Origin of the sequence: Halopseudomonas maritima (genome assembly GCF_021545785.1) — a bacterium.
GTDB classification, from domain to species: Bacteria; Pseudomonadota; Gammaproteobacteria; order Pseudomonadales; family Pseudomonadaceae; genus Halopseudomonas; species Halopseudomonas maritima.
Map to the genome: position 1 here is coordinate 626488 of NZ_CP079801.1, position 16772 is coordinate 643259.

Consider the following 16772-nt stretch of genomic DNA (forward strand, 5'->3'; position numbering starts at 1 on the left):
ACCAGCAGCCGGGCGGAAACCAGTACATGCGTCTTTGCTGTCTACTCCTCTTGTTTTGGGTGCTGTGCAGCAGTCTTGCCTACGCACAGCCCCACCTCGCCACCACACCGGAACCAACGCCGGTCGAGGTGGATCAGTACAGCCCGCGCATCAGCCTGGCCCACCAGGTCTTCATGCTGGAAGATCCAACAGATAGGCTCGACGCTCGCCAGTTACTCAGCGGCAGCCAGCATCTCCCGTGGCGTCCGGTCACCTCTCGCTTCGTCAACGAAGGCAAGAACCAGTCAACCTTGTGGCTGACATTCGCCCTGCACAACCCTGACACACAACCCGTTCAAGGCGTGCTGCAACTCGATTACGCCCTGCTGGACCAACTTAACCTCTACCAACTGACGCCTGACGGCCAGTTACTTGAGCAGACCGGCGGCGATCACCAGCCGTTTAGCGAGCGCTCTGTCGCCGTGCGCAACCACTGGTTTCCCCTGGAACTGTCGCCCGGCGTGCACCGCTTTATGCTGCGGGTAAATACCAGCAGCACCCTGTTTGTGCCGCTCTACTACGCCAGCTGGCCGGGCAGCAGCGCACAGCTGGAAAGCAGTATGCTCTTGCATGGTCTGTTCTACGGCGTGCTATTGGGCTTGCTGGCCTACAACCTGTTTCTCCTGTCCTCGCTGCGCGAGCTGACCTACGTCTGGTATCTCCTGTACTTGCTCAACATGGTGCTGTTTATTGCCACTTTCGACGGCCTGGCCTGGAAGTGGGTGAGCGCCAGCGTGCCGGTACAAACGCTCACCATCTACACGCTGATGTTCCTGCACTGCGCTGTCTCCACGCAGTTCAGCCGGCACTTCCTGCACACTCGAGAACAGTTTCCCCTGCTGGACCTGATGCTGCGCTGCGCCATTGGGCTGGTGCTTCTGGCGATGATCAGCCTGCCGTTGATCAGCACTAGCCTGTACAACAGCATGGCCAGCCTGTTCGTACTCGTCAGCTCCATCATGCTGCTGTGCAGCGGCCTGTACGTCTGGCGCAAGGGTTTTCGCTACGGCTCCTACTACACCCTGGCCTGGAGCTTGCTGCTGGTGTCGCTGATGCTATCGACCGCCGGTTCGCTGGGGTACGAGCTACCTGGCATTAGCTACGGCTCTCACTGGGTAAAGATTGGCACCTGCGCCGAAATGATCCTGCTGTCGCTGGGGCTCGCTGATCGCATCAATGTGCTCAAGGAAGCGCGCTTCCATGCCGATGAGGCAGCCCGTCAGGCACGTCTGGAAAGTCAAGCGCAAAGCCGTTTCCTCGCGCGCATGAGCCACGAGATACGCACGCCCATGAACGGCGTGCTGGGCATGCTGCAACTACTGGGCGGCACCCGGCTGGACAATCGGCAGCGCTTTTATCTGGACACCATCAGCAAATCCGGCAACACCCTGCTGACCGTCATCAACGACATCCTCGACTTTGCCCGGTTGGAATCCGGCCGGGTCGAGCTGGAGGCGCTGGCCTTCGATCCGGATGAACTGACCTCTGACGTCGCCAGCCTGTTCACCGCCCAGGCGGCAGAAAAACAGTTGAACCTGTATTGCAGCGTCGCGCCCGAGTTGCCCCAACAACTGGTGGGCGACCCTACCCGCCTCAAGCAGATTCTGATGAACCTGCTGAGTAATGCCTTCAAGTTCACAGAGCAGGGCCACGTCAGCCTGCTACTCGACGGTCAACCCGACGGCAACGGCGAACGCTGGCAGCTGCGGTTTACGATCAGCGATACCGGCATCGGCATCCCCGAACAATCCCAGAGACAACTGTTCCGCTCCTTTACCCAAGCCGACAGCAGCACCACCCGACGTTACGGCGGCACCGGGCTAGGACTGGCCATCAGTCAGGAGCTGGCGCGGCTGATGGGCGGAGATATACAACTGGACAGCACACCGGACGAAGGCACCCGCATCTGCGTCAGCGTGACGCTACCTGCATCCAAGTCGACAGCCGCCCCAGCGCTCGGCGAACAGCCGCTTGCCGGCCTGGTTGCACGTCATGCTGATGCCCTGCAGAACTATCGCCGCCAACTCGAACGCTTGGGTTATCGCGTGCTTTCTCAAGCTGACCCGGAGCAGGACAGCTGCGCGTTTTGGTTGATCGACAGTCAGGGTTTAACCATCGACCAGCTGCAGTCTCTGCTGTCGCAAATCGCCGAGCCGGTGCTATTGCTGCGTGCCCTGGATGATCACCGCCCATTAAACGGCGCTCAAAGCCCCCGCCTGGAACAGACAACGCCACTATTGCCTTCACAGCTGCGCGAACTCTTGCGCCAACTGCTGGAGCCGGGAAGCACGGCCGCACAGGCGCCGGTCGTCGAACCACAGGCCGAGGCAACGCGCGGCCACCTGCTGGTAGCCGAGGACAACCCGGTCAACCAGCTGGTTGTGCGCAGCCTGCTGGAAAAGGCCGGCTACAGCCTGGACATGGCAGCCAACGGCGCGCAAGCGCTGCAGCGTTATCGCGCAGCCCCGGCCAGCTACAGCCTGATCTTGATGGATTGCGAGATGCCGGGTGTCGACGGCTTTGAAGCGACCCGGCGCATCCGTGCCCATGAGCAGCGCGAGCACCTGCCCCGCGTGCCGGTTGTGGCACTCACCGCCCATGTGCTGGACAGCCACCGCCTGGAAGGCATGGCCGCGGGCATGGATGACTACCTTGCCAAACCCGTGGAGAGCCAGCAGTTGTTTGCCTGCCTGCGCCGGCTGGTCAGGCCAATAACCCCATAACCCCCTCGACCAGCAGCTTGCCACCGGTCAGCAGCAGGAAGACATAGCACAGCTGATAGATCAGCTTCTCATTACTGCGCTGCAGCAACCAAAAGCCGCAACGCACCCCAATAGGCGCCAGCGGCATCAGCACCAGCGACGTCAGCAGGTTCTCAGCAGAAAATTGGCCAAGGTACAGATACGCCGGCACCTTGACCCAATTCACCAGCGTGAAGAACACCGCCAATGTGCCCATCAGCAAGGTTTTCTCCAGCCGTTGGGGCAGCATATAGACATTGATCGGCGGGCCGCCGGCATGAATGCCGAAGCTGGTAAAACCAGACAGCATGCCCCAGAAACGACCTCGCCAGGGGCTGGCCGGTCGCGCCTGGCTCTGATCACGACGCCACCAGGCATTGATCACAAAGCTGACCGCAATAACCCCGATCAACAGACGAATATGCTGCTCGTTCATCAACCTGAAGGTGAGCGCTCCGATCAGTACGCCCACCATCGCTGCCGGCAAAATGATGCGCAAATTGGTGCGATCCCAGCGCCCCCGGAACGTGCGCAGGGCAACCAGATCCATCAAACAGAGAATCGGCAGCAGAATAGCTGCGGCCTGCTGCGGCGCCACCACCAACGCCATCAGCGGCACCGAAACAATCGCGATATTGCCGCCGAAGCCGCCCTTGGCGATGCCGTACAACAAAACGGCAGGAATGGCACACAGGTAGAAAAACGGGTCGGTAATCATGGCGCAACAATAGGCTGGAAAAGGCCGCAAGTGTACCATTGAGAATCCACACGTCAGCCGAGAATCAGACGTATGTTGATCCCCTACCAGATGCTGGAACCCACCACCCTCGACGCCCTGCTGGAAGACTTTGTAACCCGCGACGGTACTGACAACGGCTATGAAGACAGCCTTGAACGGCGAGTGCTGCAGGTACGGCGCATCCTGGAGAAGGGTGATGTGCTGATCGTTTTTCATCCAGATACCGGCGATACCAGCCTGGCGCATCGCCACAGCATTCCCGCCGAGATGCTGCGCGCATTCCAAGCAGATCAGCAATAGCGAGCGCTTGCCAATGCCCTTGTACCCTGCGGGGCGCGCGGTGTTCAGCAACGCTACCGTGCTGTGACATTTCAGCGCAGCCACCAGCTCCAGGGTCATCGGCGCTTGGAGCCTGGGCCCGCAGCAGCTAACATGGAGGACTTCCGTGTGCCCGCATGAGGTAACAATGAAAACACTCGCAATCTGGACCCTGGGCGGCCTGCTGAGCCTGAGCACCTTCTCAGCCCAGGCCTGCACCCCCGAAGAGGCCATCGCCAAGGGCGAACACCTGGCACAGCTGATCTATGACCGCACCAAGGACCAGCCGGGCAAGGCCGAAGAGCTGAACGCACGCCTCAAGGCCCTGCAAGAGCAGGATCCGGCTAACGGGCGTTATGACTCTTGCCAGGGCTATCAGCGCATCATCGATGAACTCAACGCTGAACATCCCGTCACCGAAGCACTGCAAAACGATCAATAAAATCGATACGAATAACGCATATCTTGCGTTATTCAATCAATTTTTCCGTTAATACAATGGCGCATAACCTGGTTGAGGAGATGCGCCATGATCCACTATCGCAGTTTGCTCAGTAGCCGCACCGGTCAACCCGCCAGCGACGGGGACGGTGTGCGCCTGACCCGTGTATTCGGCGGCGCCGACAGCCGGCACCTTGACCCTTTCCTGATGCTGGACGAGTTTGGCTCCGACGAAGCTGCCGACTACATTGGCGGCTTTCCGTCCCACCCGCACCGTGGCTTTGAGACCGTCACCTACATGCTTGAAGGTCGCATGTTGCATGAGGACCACCTCGGCAATCGCGGCCTGCTCGGCCCAGGTGGCGTACAGTGGATGACCGCGGGGCGCGGCATCATCCACTCCGAGATGCCGCAGCAGGATCACGGCAGCATGCGCGGCTTCCAGCTCTGGCTGAACCTGCCCGCCGCCGAAAAAATGCAACCTGCACACTACCAGGACTTGCCGCCCGACGCCTTTCCCGTGGTGCGGTTAAAGGGCGGCGGCCAGCTCAAGCTGATCGCCGGCAACCTGGCACTGGCAGACCAGAACGTGCAAGGGCCAATCCAGGGCGGCAAGACTCAGCCACTGTATATCGACCTGCAACTGGGCGCAGACCAGACACAGGAACTGCCGACGCCCGTCGGCCATACCACCCTGCTGTACGTGTACGAAGGGGCGGTGGCTGTCGACGGCAACGACACGCCAGCCACGCTGACGCGTGGCCAGCTGGGGTTGTTGAGCGATGGAGAGCTGGTGCGCCTGACAGCGCAGTCGGCCGACACCCGGTTGCTACTGATGGCGGCCAAGCCAATCGGCGAGCCGGTTGTGCAGTACGGCCCGTTCGTCATGAATACGGAAGCTGAAATACGTCAGGCGGTGCGCGATTACCAGCTTGGTCAGCTAACCGACTGAGCGCGCGCCTCAGAGAATCTGGGTACGGCCCGCGAGTGCGTGGGCCAGTGTACCGCCGTCGATGTACTCCAGCTCACCACCCAGCGGTACGCCATGGGCGATGCGAGACACCTTGATACCACGGGGGCGCAGCAAGCCGGCGATGTAATGCGCGGTTGCCTCGCCCTCTACGGTCGGATTGGTTGCCAGAATGACTTCCGTCACCGCGCGCCCCTCCAGACAATCGAGCAGTGCTGGCACACCAATCTCTTCCGGCCCCATGCCATCAAGCGGCGACAGGTGCCCCTTGAGCACAAAGTAGCGGCCCTGATAGCCGCCAGCCTGCTCCACCGCCCAGACATCAGCCGGGCTCTGCAATACGCAGAGCAGACTGTCGTCGCGGCGCGGATCACTGCACAGCGAGCAGATATCGGTCTCGCTCAGCGTCCGACAGCGGGTGCAGTAGCCCACGCCGTCAATGGCAGACTGCAGCGCCTGCGCCAGATGAGCCGCCGCCGCACGATCACGCTCCAGCAAGTGCAAGGCCATGCGCTGGGCCGTCTTGGGGCCGACGCCCGGCAGGCCGCGCAGAGCGTCGACCATTTGCCGGATAAGCGGACTGAAGGCCATGGATCAGAACGGCATCTTGAAGCCGTCGGGCAGGTTCATGCCCCCGGTGAAGCCGGCCATCTTTTCCTGGTTGGTCTGCTCAAGCTTGCGCACCGCATCGTTGATAGCGGCTGCGATCAGGTCTTCGAGCACTTCTTTGTCTTCCTGCATCAGGCTGTCGTCAATGCTGACACGACGCACATCGTGGCGGCCGGTCATCAGCACGGAGACCAGGCCCGCGCCAGACTGGCCGGTGATTTCCATGTTGGCCAGCTCTTCCTGCATCTTGGCCATCTTTTCCTGCATTTGCTGGGCCTGCTTCATCAGGCCTGCCATGCCACCTTTCATCATGACGCTATCCTCGTAGTTCAGTTGGCGGGTGCATCCAATGGACGGATGCTTCCTTCACAGATATGGGCAGCAAAGTCGCTTTGCAAGCGTTGCACCAGGGTATCGGTGGCAATGCTCTGCTCGGCAGCGCGCTGTCGGGCCGCCTTGCGCCGGGCGGCGGCTACGGCCGGCGTTTCCTGGGTGGGCGCAGCCACCTCAACCAGCAGTTGCACCGGTTGCTCCTGCACCGTGCTAATAGCCTGTTCCAGGCGCTTGCGGTGATTCTCGTTGTACAGCGCACTATGCCCCGGGTCCAGATGCAAGGTCCAATTGCCCTGCTCACGGCCGACCAGCTGACAATGCGCGGCAATGCTCTGGGTCAGACCGCTCAGCCCCAGGCGCTCGAACAGGGCCAGCCAGTCGGCGGCGAGTCCGGTGGCCGGCGGCAAATCACTGATGGCGTCCTGTGCTTCTTCCGCAGCGGCCTGCTGTTCGGTATCCGGCAGCTGCCAGTCATCCATATATTGGGCGACGTCCAGGTCGTCATCATCGCCCTCAGCCATCCCACTGTCATCCGGCGGCGGGCCGTCCATCCAGTCAGCGGGCGGCTCATCCTGCGGCGGTTTGACCGGCGTGGTCGAACTGATCGGGTGGCTGACCGGGTCAGGCTTGGCTTGTACCGCTTCGGGCGCGGGCTCCGGCTCGGGCATGGCTGGCTTAGCCTGAGCAACATCGGGCTCAGCAACGGCGGCTGGCGGCTCGGCGGCAGGGACAGCTTCCGGTGCAGGTGCAGGTGCAGGTGCAGGTGCAGGTGCAGGTGCAGGTGCAGGTGCAGGTGCAGGTGCAGGTGCAGGTGCAGGTGCAGGTGCAGGTGCAGCAGGATTAGATGCGGCAGAGGCAACAGGCGCAACAGCCGACGCTGTTGCTGCCTGGGCTGTCTCGGGTTCAGTCTTGGCCGGACTGGACCCCGCCGGCTTTTCCGGCACATCACCCGGCGGCACCACCTGGCCAGTCGGCCGCACATCCGCCAGCGTACCAGGCCGGAAGGCCAGCATCCGCAGCAGCGCCATCTCCAGGCCGCCACGCGGCTCCGGCGCCAGCGGCAAGTCACGACGCCCATGCAGTGCCAGTTGATAGAACAGCTGCACGTCCTCGGCGCTGACCTGTCCGGCCAGCGCCAGCACACGCTGCTGGTCACCCAGGCTGTTGTCGGTTGCCTCAGGCACTACCTGGGCCATGGCGACGCGCTGCAAGGTTGAAATCAGCTCGGCCAACACACCGGAAAAGTCGGCGCCCTGCTCTGCCAGCTCAGCCACCGCCGCCATCAGCGCACGTGCGTCACCAGCAATCAGCGCTTCCAGTACGGAAAACACCTGGCCATGGTCAATGGTGCCCAGCATGTTGCGCACTTCGGCCACCTGCAACTGGCCATTACCAAAGGCAATGGCCTGGTCAGTCAGGCTCAGCGCATCACGCATCGAGCCATCGGCGGCACGCCCCAGCAGCCACAGCGACTCCTGGTCAAAGCCGATCTGCTCCTCGCCAAGCACGTGCTGAAGGTGCTCAACCACCTTTTCCGGCGGCATGTTCTTCAGGGAAAACTGCAAGCAACGCGACAGGATAGTGACCGGCAACTTTTGCGGGTCCGTGGTGGCCAACAGGAACTTGACGTGCTCGGGCGGCTCTTCCAGCGTTTTCAGCAGTGCGTTGAAACTGTGGCTGGAGAGCATGTGCACTTCGTCGATCAGATAGACCTTGAAGCGCCCCCGCGTTGGCGCGTACTGCACGTTTTCCAGCAGTTCACGTGTGTCCTCTACCTTGGTGCGGCTGGCTGCGTCGACCTCAATCAGGTCAACAAAGCGGCCCTGATCAATCTCCAGACAAGATGAACACGTACCGCAGGGTTCCGAGCTGACACCGGCCTCGCAGTTAAGACATTTGGCGAGAATACGCGCAATAGTGGTCTTGCCGACACCGCGTGTACCAGTAAACAGATAGGCATGGTGCAGACGGTTGTTGTCGAGCGCGTTGATCAGCGCCTGCAACACATGGGTCTGGCCGACCATTTCACGGAACAGGCGCGGACGCCATTTGCGGGCAAGTACCTGATAACTCATTGGCTCTGTTCGTTTCCGTTCGGTCGAATGCAAGCGGCTAATGTACCCAAGCCGGCGCTACATTGCGAGCGACAACAGCGTCAGGCTGAGGTAACAGGAAAGGGAATCGGGGGAGATAAAATGGAGGCGGCCCCGCAGCCACACCCCGGCACACGATATGACCGCTGCGGCTGCTCCCTTCCGGGCCTGACCGGGTTCACGGCTGATCATTGCGAGGGGACCGACGGGGCCACCATAGCGACCCGAGCATGCTCGGGCCGCGCTATTGTAACGGCTTGCGGATAACTTACAACCCTCAGGTTTGAAAGCGCCCAACCTGTTGCTGCAGGCCAGAGGCCAGCCGTGCGAGCGCGTTGCTCGCATCACGGCTCTCCTGTGAAGACTGGGCAGCCTGGTTGGAGAGGTCGCGGATGCCGCTGATGTTGCGGGCGATATCTTCGGTCGTCTGGCTCTGCTCTTCACAGGCCGCGGCAATCTGCGCGGCCATATCGTTGATACGCATCACCGAGGCCGACGTCTCATTCAGTGACGACTCGGTCGCACCTGCCTTTTCAACGCTCTGCGCTGCCAGCTCGGCGCCGCGCTGCATGACGGCTACCGCCTGGCCGGTGCCCGACTGCAGCTTCTGGATCATCTGCTGAATATCGCGGGTCGAGTCCTGGGTGCGCGCTGCCAGGGCCCGGACTTCATCGGCCACCACCGCAAAGCCGCGGCCCTGCTCACCGGCCCGTGCCGCCTCAATGGCGGCGTTCAGCGCCAGCAGGTTGGTCTGCTCGGCGATGCCTTCGATCACACTGAGCACGCCACCGATCTTGTCGGTATCCTGCTCCAGATTGTTGATCACCCCGGCAGCCTCTTCGACGTCGGCGGCCAGACGGCGCAGGTCATTCATGGTGGCTGACACCACGTCCGAAGCTTCGTGCCCTTGGCGATCGGCCTCGCGGGCCGCGTCGGCGGTGCTGTGCGCATTGTCGGCGACTTCGTGAATGGCCGCGCTCATTTCGGTGGCAGCAGTACTGACCTGATCAACCGCCATGTACTGATCGTTGACCAGTTTTTCCTGGCCGGTCGAGATGGCGCTCATCTGCTCGGCCGCCGAGGCGACCTGCAAGGTTGAATCGGCCACCTGACGAATCAGCGTCTGCAGTTGTTCGAGAAAGGCATTGAAGGCCCGGCTCAGGGCGCCCAGCTCGTCGTTGGAATGCACGACTACGCGCTGGGTGAGATCGCCTTCACCATCGGCAATGTCACGGATGCGCTGCAACAGCTCGCGCAACGGGCTGGTAATCAGCCCCGGGAAAAACACAATCATCAGCAGACAGACAATGCCGCCCACTACCAGCACCGTCGCAACACGCGCGTGACTGGCGCTGACATCGGCCGCAGCCTCCCTCTCTTCGGCATCAGCCTGACGGTTGACCAGGCCGGTCATCTGATCAATCAGGTCGCGTGCGCGAGAGAACTCTTCATAGCCACGCCCGTAGCTGATATCGGAGGCCTGGGCGGCAGCGCCGCTGCGCGCGAGCCTGGCGTTCTCCATGACGGTCGCCTTCCAGGTAGCAAACGCCCGGGTGAACTCGGCGGCCAACGCCTTGCCCTCGACAGAGTCGGTAGCCTCGCTGTAGCGAGCAATGCGATCGTTGGCCTGCTGCAGATTGTCGCTCAGCTCGGCGTCCAGCCCGGCGCTGCGTACGCCAGCGATAATGGCCCGCTCTGCGCTCAACGCCTGATACAGATCACGATCAGCCTCAAGCACCAGACTGCTTTGGGGCAGCAGCTCGGCGGCTACTCGAGTCAACCTCGCCTCCACCGTCGCCAATGCCCAAAACGCGAACACTCCGGACAAGGCCAGCAACGCCGCAAGGATCAGCAGGGGGATGGTTAACTTCCAACGAAAACTCATATCTCGAATCAGGCTAAGCATAGTGGTTATCACTCTTGTCGCAGACGCAGGCAGAAAAAGGCCGCCAAAGGCCGGTTGTTCCCTGAAACAGGCTCGGTCAGCTTCCGCCACACCGACAGCAACCAGGTGCGTAGCCCTGCACCCTCCGGAAGCGCTAACATCCTCCTTGCGCCCTGTATTACCAGTGCGCAGCACCTGTACCGGTGCGCTTCCGTTGTGTTTCCTTACCTCGGTTATCGACCGAACCGGCAGCAGCATTAACCGTTTTCTGTCACTTTTCCGGCTGTTTTCGGGTTGACCACGAAATACCGTCACCGCGACATCAAAACAGCCAGGCAATCATCAGCGGGATGTACAGCAGCGCCACCAGAGTGCTCAGCAAGGCGGTACCAGCCACCTGCCTGGGATGGGTATCGAGCAAGGTCGCAATGACCACCGTGTTGGCGGCGATGGGGGTGATGGAGATCAGCAGTATGGCCTGATAGACGGCCTGCCCATACAGCTGGGTCACATGACTGTCGAACCAGCAGAATGCCAGCGCCATCAAAGGCCAGCTGACAAACTTGCCAAGCAGCGCCAGCCCGGTAAATCGCAGGTCCCCAGCCAGCCCCTGGAAACTGAGAATACTCATACCGATGATCATCATGCCGAACACACTGTAAGCACCACGCAGGTTATCAAACAGCGGAACAAAGGCATCGGGGATCGACAGGCCCGCGCTGTTGAGCAGCACGGCCAGAAAAAACGCGTACAACGACGGCAGGCGTGCGACCTTCAGCAGGCAGTCGCGAATACCGAAGCGTCCGCGGGCCGCCAGGTAAAAACCCACCGAGGTTTCAAACAGAGTAGTGCCCAGCATGCACACGATGTAGATCGACAGCCCCTGCTCGCCGAACAGCAGCAACGCCACCGGAATACCAAAATACCCCGTGTTGCCAGTACCCACGGCCAACGGAATCATATTGGCGCCAGCGTTGGGGAACCAGCGCCGCGCCACCAGCAGATGCAGCCAGCCAAGCAGGCTGCACAAGGCAAAGGTCAGAAACGGCAACGCAATGACTTCAGGCGACAGCGGCGCCCGCATAACGCCGGCAAAGACGACCGACGGCGTGACGATATACATCATGATGCCGGCTATGTGGCGACCACTGGCCTCTAGATAGCGACCAGCCAGCCACCCAAGGCCAACCGTCACATACAGCGGCAGCAGTTTGTACAGCAGGGCAAACGCGGCGAGCATCGAGGCCTCAGGCAGAAATGAGATAGACCCGTTCAACCAGTGACTGCATACCCTGGCTGGCGAAAACCGCGTGGTCAGCCAGTACGTCCTGCTCATCCAGCACGTCGATACGGCAGCCGTGATACAGCGCCCGTACCTCCGCATCCGGTACGCTGAAAGGCGGACCGGGGCGCTGCTCCTGAGGATAGTCCAGGGTCACCAGCAGCATTTTCCAGCCCTCCGGCAACAGGTTGCGCAACTGGGCGACATAACGCTCTCGCATGGCCGGTGGCAACGCGATCAGGGCCGCGCGATCATACACCGCCGCCACACCGGCAAGGTGCTCCGCCTGCAAGGCAAAGTAATCACCGCACAACAGCTCAAAGCCGGTACCCCGCGCTACGGCAAAGTCGCCCTCATGGCTCCACGCCAGCGCCAGCCCGTGTTCAGCATCAAAGGCCTCTAGGGCGCTGCGCGCCAGCTCAACACCCAGCACCGAGTGCCCCTGCGCACGCAGCCACAACAGGTCAAGCGACTTGCCGCACAGCGGCACCAACACAGACTCTGCGCCAGTCAGCGCCAGACGCGGCCACCACTGCTGCAACAGCGGATTGGTTGCCGCCTTGTGAAAGCCGATTTCTCCCAGTTGCCAGCGCTGCTGCCAGAATGCTGCGTCCATAATCACCTCACTGCTTACAATGCATTGACTATACAGTATTTTTTTTACTGCTCCGGGGCATAGACGATATAGTGCAAAGGTTCGGGTAACCCGCCGTCGAGTCACCTCCATGGACTATATCAACACCCTATTTCTGATCGGTGCCGTGCTGCTCTGTTTCAGCGTGCTGGCCAGCTCGCTGTCATCGCGGCTGGGCATTCCGCTGCTGTTGATCTTTCTGATCATCGGCATGCTTGCCGGGGTCGACGGTATTGGCCGCATCCAATTCGAAGACGCCAACACCGCGTTTGTCATCGGCAGCTTGGCGCTGGCCATAATTTTGCTCGATGGCGGCATGCGCACCCGGGTCGAGAATTTCCGCGTGGGTCTATGGCCAGCCATGTCGCTGGCCAGCGTCGGAGTGCTGATCAGCGCGGCGTTAACCGGTGCCCTTACTGCCTGGATTCTGGAGCTGCACTGGCTTCAGGGCCTGCTACTGGGCGCGATTGTCGGCTCAACTGACGCGGCGGCGGTGTTCTCTCTACTACAGGGCAAAGGGCTGAATCTCAAGCAACGCGTGGGTGCCACTCTGGAGATCGAATCGGGGTCAAACGACCCGATGGCCATTTTCCTGACCATCACCCTGGTCGAGATGCTCGCCAACGGGCAAACCAGCTTCAGCTGGTCTTTCGCCCTGCTGCTGATCGAGCAGTTCGGTATTGGCGCCCTGTGCGGTCTGGCCGGCGGCTTCGGACTGGTCTGGCTGGTCAATCGTGTCACCCTGCCAGCTGGCCTTTATCCCCTGCTGATTACCAGTGGCGCCATCATGGTCTTTGCCGCCACCAACAAGATCGGCGGCAGCGGCTTTCTGGCTATCTATCTGACCGGCCTGATATTGGGCAACAACCGTGTGCGCAACCTGCAGAATATCCTGCAGGTGCAGGACGGCATGGCCTGGCTCAGCCAGATTGGCATGTTCCTGATGCTCGGCCTGCTGGTGACGCCGAGCGAAATGGTCATCATCGCCCTGCCGGCCGTGCTGATCGCGCTGTTCCTGATTTTTGTCGCCCGCCCCATCGCGGTGCTCATCTGTCTGGCGCCCTTCGTTTTCTCCTGGCGCGAGCGGCTGTTTATCGCCTGGGTAGGCCTGCGTGGTGCGGTGCCAATCATTCTCGCCATCTTCCCGCTGCTGGCGGGCCTGGAACAGGCGCAGCTGCTGTTTAACCTGGCCTTCGTGGTGGTGCTGGTGTCACTGCTGTTGCAAGGCTCCTCGCTGCCACTCGCCGCGCGCCTGTGCAAGGTAGAGATTCCGCCCCAGCCAGAGCCGCTGCAACGAACCAGCCTGGACACCGCTATTGACGGCGACTTTGAACTACTGGTGTACCAGTTAGACAACGCCAACTGGTGTGTCGGCGTGGCCCTGCGCGACCTGAAAATGCCCCACGACACCCGCATTGCCGCGCTATTTCGCGGTGACCACCTGCTGCATCCGACCGGAAGTACCCAACTCGCCCTGGGCGATGTGCTCTGCGTGGTGGGCCGCCCGCGCGACCTGCCGGCCCTGTCCAAGCTGTTCAGCAAGGCGCAGCCGCCGCGGCGACTTGAGAGCCGCAGCTTCTTCGGGGACTTTATCCTTGAAGGCGAGGCGCAGCTTGGCGAAGTGGGCAAGTTCTACGGTATTGCCGTGCCCGAGGGCATGCGCGAGCTCACCCTGGCGGCCTTCTTCAGCCGACAGTTCGGCGGACATCCGGTGGTAGGCGACCAGATCGAATGGGAGGGCCACACCTGGGTAGTGGCGGCAATGGACAACGACTGGATCCTCAAGGTGGGCCTCAAACTCGGCAACGGCGGAGGGCCGGTCCTGGGGTTCTAGGAGACGCTTTGACGCAGGCACAAGCTCCCGCTTGACCTTCACATGATGTCAGGGTTCATGCTGCAATGAAGTCAACAGCACGGGAGCAGACCATGTCGGAGATAACACTGCAGCTCAGCGGTATGAATTGTGCCGGCTGCGTTAGCCGAGTCGAGCGCGCGCTTGAAAGCGTCGATGGCATCGAACGTGTCGCGGTCAACCTGGCCGCGCAAACCACCCGCGTGGATGTGCAGGACAACAACCAGCTCACGGCTGTTGAGCAGGCACTGCGTCAGGCAGGCTACCCCGCCGAGCTGCAGAGCCGCCAGCTGCAGCTGAGCAACCTCACCTGCGCCAGCTGCGTAGGCCGTGCCGAGGCGGCCTTGGGCAAGGTGCCGGGCGTACTCGAAGCCCAGGTCAACCTGGCCAGCCAGCAGGCCCGTGTGCGGATGCTAAAAGGCACAGATCAGGACGCACTGCTACGCGCGCTGCGCCAGGCCGGCTATCCCGGACAATGGCTGGATGACGACGCCCCTGCCGCCGACGCAGGCCCTGACCTGGCCAAACAACGGCAACATGTGATCATCGCCGCGCTGCTCAGCGCGCCCATGTTGCTTGCCATGCTCCCTGCCCTGCTGGGGGCCGGACACTGGATGCTGCCGGGCTGGCTGCAACTGATTCTGGCCAGCATTGTGCAGTTTGTGTTTGGGGCGACCTTTTACCGTGGCGCGTGGCATGCCCTGCGCAACCGCACAGCCAACATGGACCTGCTGGTGGTGCTGGGCACCAGCGCCGGCTGGGCGCTGAGCACCTGGAACCTGCTCACCCAGCCGCCGGGCACCGAGCTGCACCTGTACTACGAGGCCTCGGCGGTCATCGTCACCTTTATTCTGCTGGGTAAATACCTGGAAAACCGCGCCAAGGGGCAGACTCTGGAGGCCATCCGCGCCCTCACCGCCCTGCGCCCGGATACCGCCCGACTGCGTGACGCCGAGGGCGAACGGGAGGTGCCGCTCAGTCAGGTGCTGCCGGGTGATCAGTTGGTGGTACGCGCCGGCGAACGCATACCGGTCGACGCCGAGGTTGTTGAGGGCAGCAGCCATATCGATGAGTCCATGCTGACCGGCGAGAGCCTGCCGGTCAGCCGCAGCGCAGGCGAGGCCGTGCGCGCCGGCAGCCTGAATCAGGACGGTGTGTTGCTGATCAACACCACCGGCGTCGGCCAGGCTACCCTGCTGGCGCAGATAGTCCGCATGGTCGAAAACGCACAAAGCTCCAAGGCACCTATTCAGCGTCTGGTTGATCGCGTCGCGGCGGTGTTCGTGCCGGTGGTGATTGCCATCGCGCTGACAACCTGGGCGATCGGCAGCTTTTTCATTGGCCCGCAGGCGGCGCTGCTCAACGCCATCGCCGTGCTGGTGATTGCCTGCCCCTGTGCCCTTGGACTGGCCACGCCGACCGCCATCATGGTCGGCACCGGCGTGGCCGCACGCTACGGTATCCTGATTCGCGACGCCGAAGCCCTTGAACGCGCTCGCCTGGTCAACGCGGTGATCTTTGACAAGACCGGCACCCTGACCCGCGGCAAACCCGCACTGACCCACGTTGAGGCCCTGAACGGCCATAGCACCAAAGCAGTACTGCGCGTTGCCCTGGCCCTGCAGCAACAGGCCGAACACCCGCTGGCCCGTGCACTGTGCAACTACGCCGCCGAGCAAGGTATCGAGGCAGCCCCTGCGGACACCCTGCAGGTACTCGCCGGACGCGGCGCGCAGGGCGTGGTCGACGGCCAGAACGCCTGGCTGGGCAGCGCCCGCCTGCTGGAGGAGCAGCAGTTTGACCTGACGCCCTGGCAGCAACAGGCGGCCGAACTGCAGGCCGACGGGGCAAGCCTGTCCTGGCTGGCCCAGGGCAATCAGGTACTGGCGCTGCTGAGCTTTGCCGATAGTTTGAAAGACAACGCCCGCGCCACCATAGACCAGTTGCAAGAGCAACACATTGAGTCCTTGCTGATCAGCGGCGACAGCCAGCGCGCCGCCGAGCACATCGGCCGCCAGCTGGGGCTCGATCAGATCCGGGGCAGCGTGCTACCCGCCGACAAGGTCAGCGAGGTGCAGCGCCTGCAGCAACAGGGCAAGGTCGTCGCCATGATCGGCGACGGCATCAACGACGCCCCTGCGCTGAGCAGTGCCGATGTGGGCATGGCCATGTCCACCGGCACCGATATCGCCATGCACAGCGCCGGCATTACCCTGATGCGCGGCGACCCGGCCCTGGTGCCGATGGCACTGGCGCTGTCACGCCGTACCGGCGACAAGATTCGTCAGAACCTGTTTTGGGCGTTCGTGTACAACTGCCTGGGCATTCCGCTGGCCGCCTTTGGCCTGCTCAACCCGATGATCGCCGGCGCCATGATGGCGGCCAGCAGCGTCTGCGTGGTCAGCAATGCGCTGCTGCTCAAGCGTTGGCAACCGGAGAACAAATGAACATAAGCCAGGCCGCCACGGCCAGCGGCCTCAGCCCGCGCATGATTCGGCACTACGAGAAAATCGGCCTGCTGCCGGCACCGTCGCGCAGCGAGGGCGGTTATCGCCAGTACGGCGATAGGGAGCTGCACACACTGGGGTTTATCCAGCGTGCACGGCGGCTGGGTTTTAGCATGGAGCAGATCGCGCGTCTTTTGCAGCTATGGCAGGACCGTTCGCGCTCCAGCGCCGAGGTCAAAGCGTTGGCCGCTGAGCACCTGGAAGAGCTGGAGGCGCGTATCGCAGACCTGCAGGCCATGCACGCCAGTCTGGCGCAATTGGCCGATTGCTGTCAGGGTGATCACCGTCCAGACTGTCCGATTATCAACTCACTGGCCAGCCCCCGCTGA

Annotated in this window: 14 protein-coding genes and 1 other RNA gene; 7 read left to right on the forward strand and 8 right to left on the reverse strand. The window is 62.1% G+C overall.

Annotated features, from left to right (window positions below; all coding sequences use genetic code 11):
• Nucleotides 1-26: 26 nt before the first annotated feature.
• The gene (locus HV822_RS02835; RefSeq protein WP_238872157.1) at nt 27-2762 is read left to right on the forward strand and encodes a hybrid sensor histidine kinase/response regulator; all 2736 of its coding nucleotides are present in this window, start codon (nt 27-29) and stop codon (nt 2760-2762) included.
• Here HV822_RS02835 and HV822_RS02840 read toward each other — a convergent pair.
• The gene (locus HV822_RS02840) at nt 2743-3498 is read right to left on the reverse strand and encodes a sulfite exporter TauE/SafE family protein (RefSeq protein ID WP_238872159.1); all 756 of its coding nucleotides are present in this window, start codon (nt 3496-3498) and stop codon (nt 2743-2745) included. The two genes, HV822_RS02835 and HV822_RS02840, sit on opposite strands and share 20 nt — an antisense overlap.
• Nucleotides 3499-3570: 72 nt before the next feature.
• Here HV822_RS02840 and HV822_RS02845 point away from each other — a divergent pair, with 72 nt between their 5' ends.
• From HV822_RS02845 to HV822_RS02855, 3 genes are all read left to right on the forward strand, one after another.
• Entirely contained in the window at nt 3571-3819 is a 249-nt protein-coding gene (locus HV822_RS02845; protein ID WP_238872160.1) for a YheU family protein, read from the forward strand.
• A gap of 166 nt (nt 3820-3985) precedes the next feature.
• The gene (locus tag HV822_RS02850; protein ID WP_238872162.1) at nt 3986-4279 is read left to right on the forward strand and encodes a hypothetical protein; all 294 of its coding nucleotides are present in this window, start codon (nt 3986-3988) and stop codon (nt 4277-4279) included.
• A gap of 87 nt (nt 4280-4366) precedes the next feature.
• Nucleotides 4367-5230, forward strand: a complete 864-nt coding sequence (locus HV822_RS02855) for a pirin family protein (RefSeq protein WP_238872163.1) — start codon at nt 4367-4369, stop codon at nt 5228-5230.
• Nucleotides 5231-5239: 9 nt separating this feature from the next.
• On the opposite strand, the gene recR is transcribed toward HV822_RS02855, so the two are convergent.
• From recR to HV822_RS02890, 7 genes are all read right to left on the reverse strand, one after another.
• On the reverse strand, nt 5240-5839 hold the full coding sequence (recR, locus tag HV822_RS02860; protein ID WP_238872164.1) for a recombination mediator RecR: 600 nt from the start codon (nt 5837-5839) through the stop codon (nt 5240-5242).
• A gap of 3 nt (nt 5840-5842) precedes the next feature.
• Nucleotides 5843-6169 carry a YbaB/EbfC family nucleoid-associated protein gene (locus HV822_RS02865; protein WP_083726622.1) on the reverse strand — a complete coding sequence of 109 codons (327 nt, stop codon included), beginning with the start codon at nt 6167-6169 and terminating at the stop codon, nt 5843-5845.
• Between the two features lie 17 nt (nt 6170-6186).
• Nucleotides 6187-8265: a DNA polymerase III subunit gamma/tau gene (gene dnaX, locus HV822_RS02870; protein ID WP_238872165.1), complete on the reverse strand. Its 2079-nt coding sequence runs from the start codon at nt 8263-8265 to the stop codon at nt 6187-6189.
• A gap of 129 nt (nt 8266-8394) precedes the next feature.
• Nucleotides 8395-8491: signal recognition particle sRNA small type (gene ffs / locus HV822_RS02875), an RNA gene on the reverse strand.
• Nucleotides 8492-8560: 69 nt separating this feature from the next.
• The gene (locus HV822_RS02880) at nt 8561-10168 is read right to left on the reverse strand and encodes a methyl-accepting chemotaxis protein (protein ID WP_238872167.1); all 1608 of its coding nucleotides are present in this window, start codon (nt 10166-10168) and stop codon (nt 8561-8563) included.
• Nucleotides 10169-10490: 322 nt separating this feature from the next.
• Complete coding sequence (locus tag HV822_RS02885) at nt 10491-11408, reverse strand: AEC family transporter (protein ID WP_238872169.1); 918 nt, start codon at nt 11406-11408, stop codon at nt 10491-10493.
• Nucleotides 11409-11415: 7 nt separating this feature from the next.
• Entirely contained in the window at nt 11416-12066 is a 651-nt protein-coding gene (locus HV822_RS02890; protein WP_238872171.1) for a thiopurine S-methyltransferase, read from the reverse strand.
• Nucleotides 12067-12175: 109 nt separating this feature from the next.
• Here HV822_RS02890 and HV822_RS02895 point away from each other — a divergent pair, with 109 nt between their 5' ends.
• From HV822_RS02895 to cueR, 3 genes are all read left to right on the forward strand, one after another.
• On the forward strand, nt 12176-13918 hold the full coding sequence (locus HV822_RS02895) for a potassium/proton antiporter (protein ID WP_238872173.1): 1743 nt from the start codon (nt 12176-12178) through the stop codon (nt 13916-13918).
• A gap of 92 nt (nt 13919-14010) precedes the next feature.
• Complete coding sequence (locus HV822_RS02900) at nt 14011-16383, forward strand: heavy metal translocating P-type ATPase (protein WP_238872175.1); 2373 nt, start codon at nt 14011-14013, stop codon at nt 16381-16383.
• The gene (cueR, locus tag HV822_RS02905) at nt 16380-16772 is read left to right on the forward strand and encodes a Cu(I)-responsive transcriptional regulator (RefSeq protein ID WP_238872177.1); all 393 of its coding nucleotides are present in this window, start codon (nt 16380-16382) and stop codon (nt 16770-16772) included. Before HV822_RS02900 ends, cueR begins: the two co-directional genes overlap by 4 nt.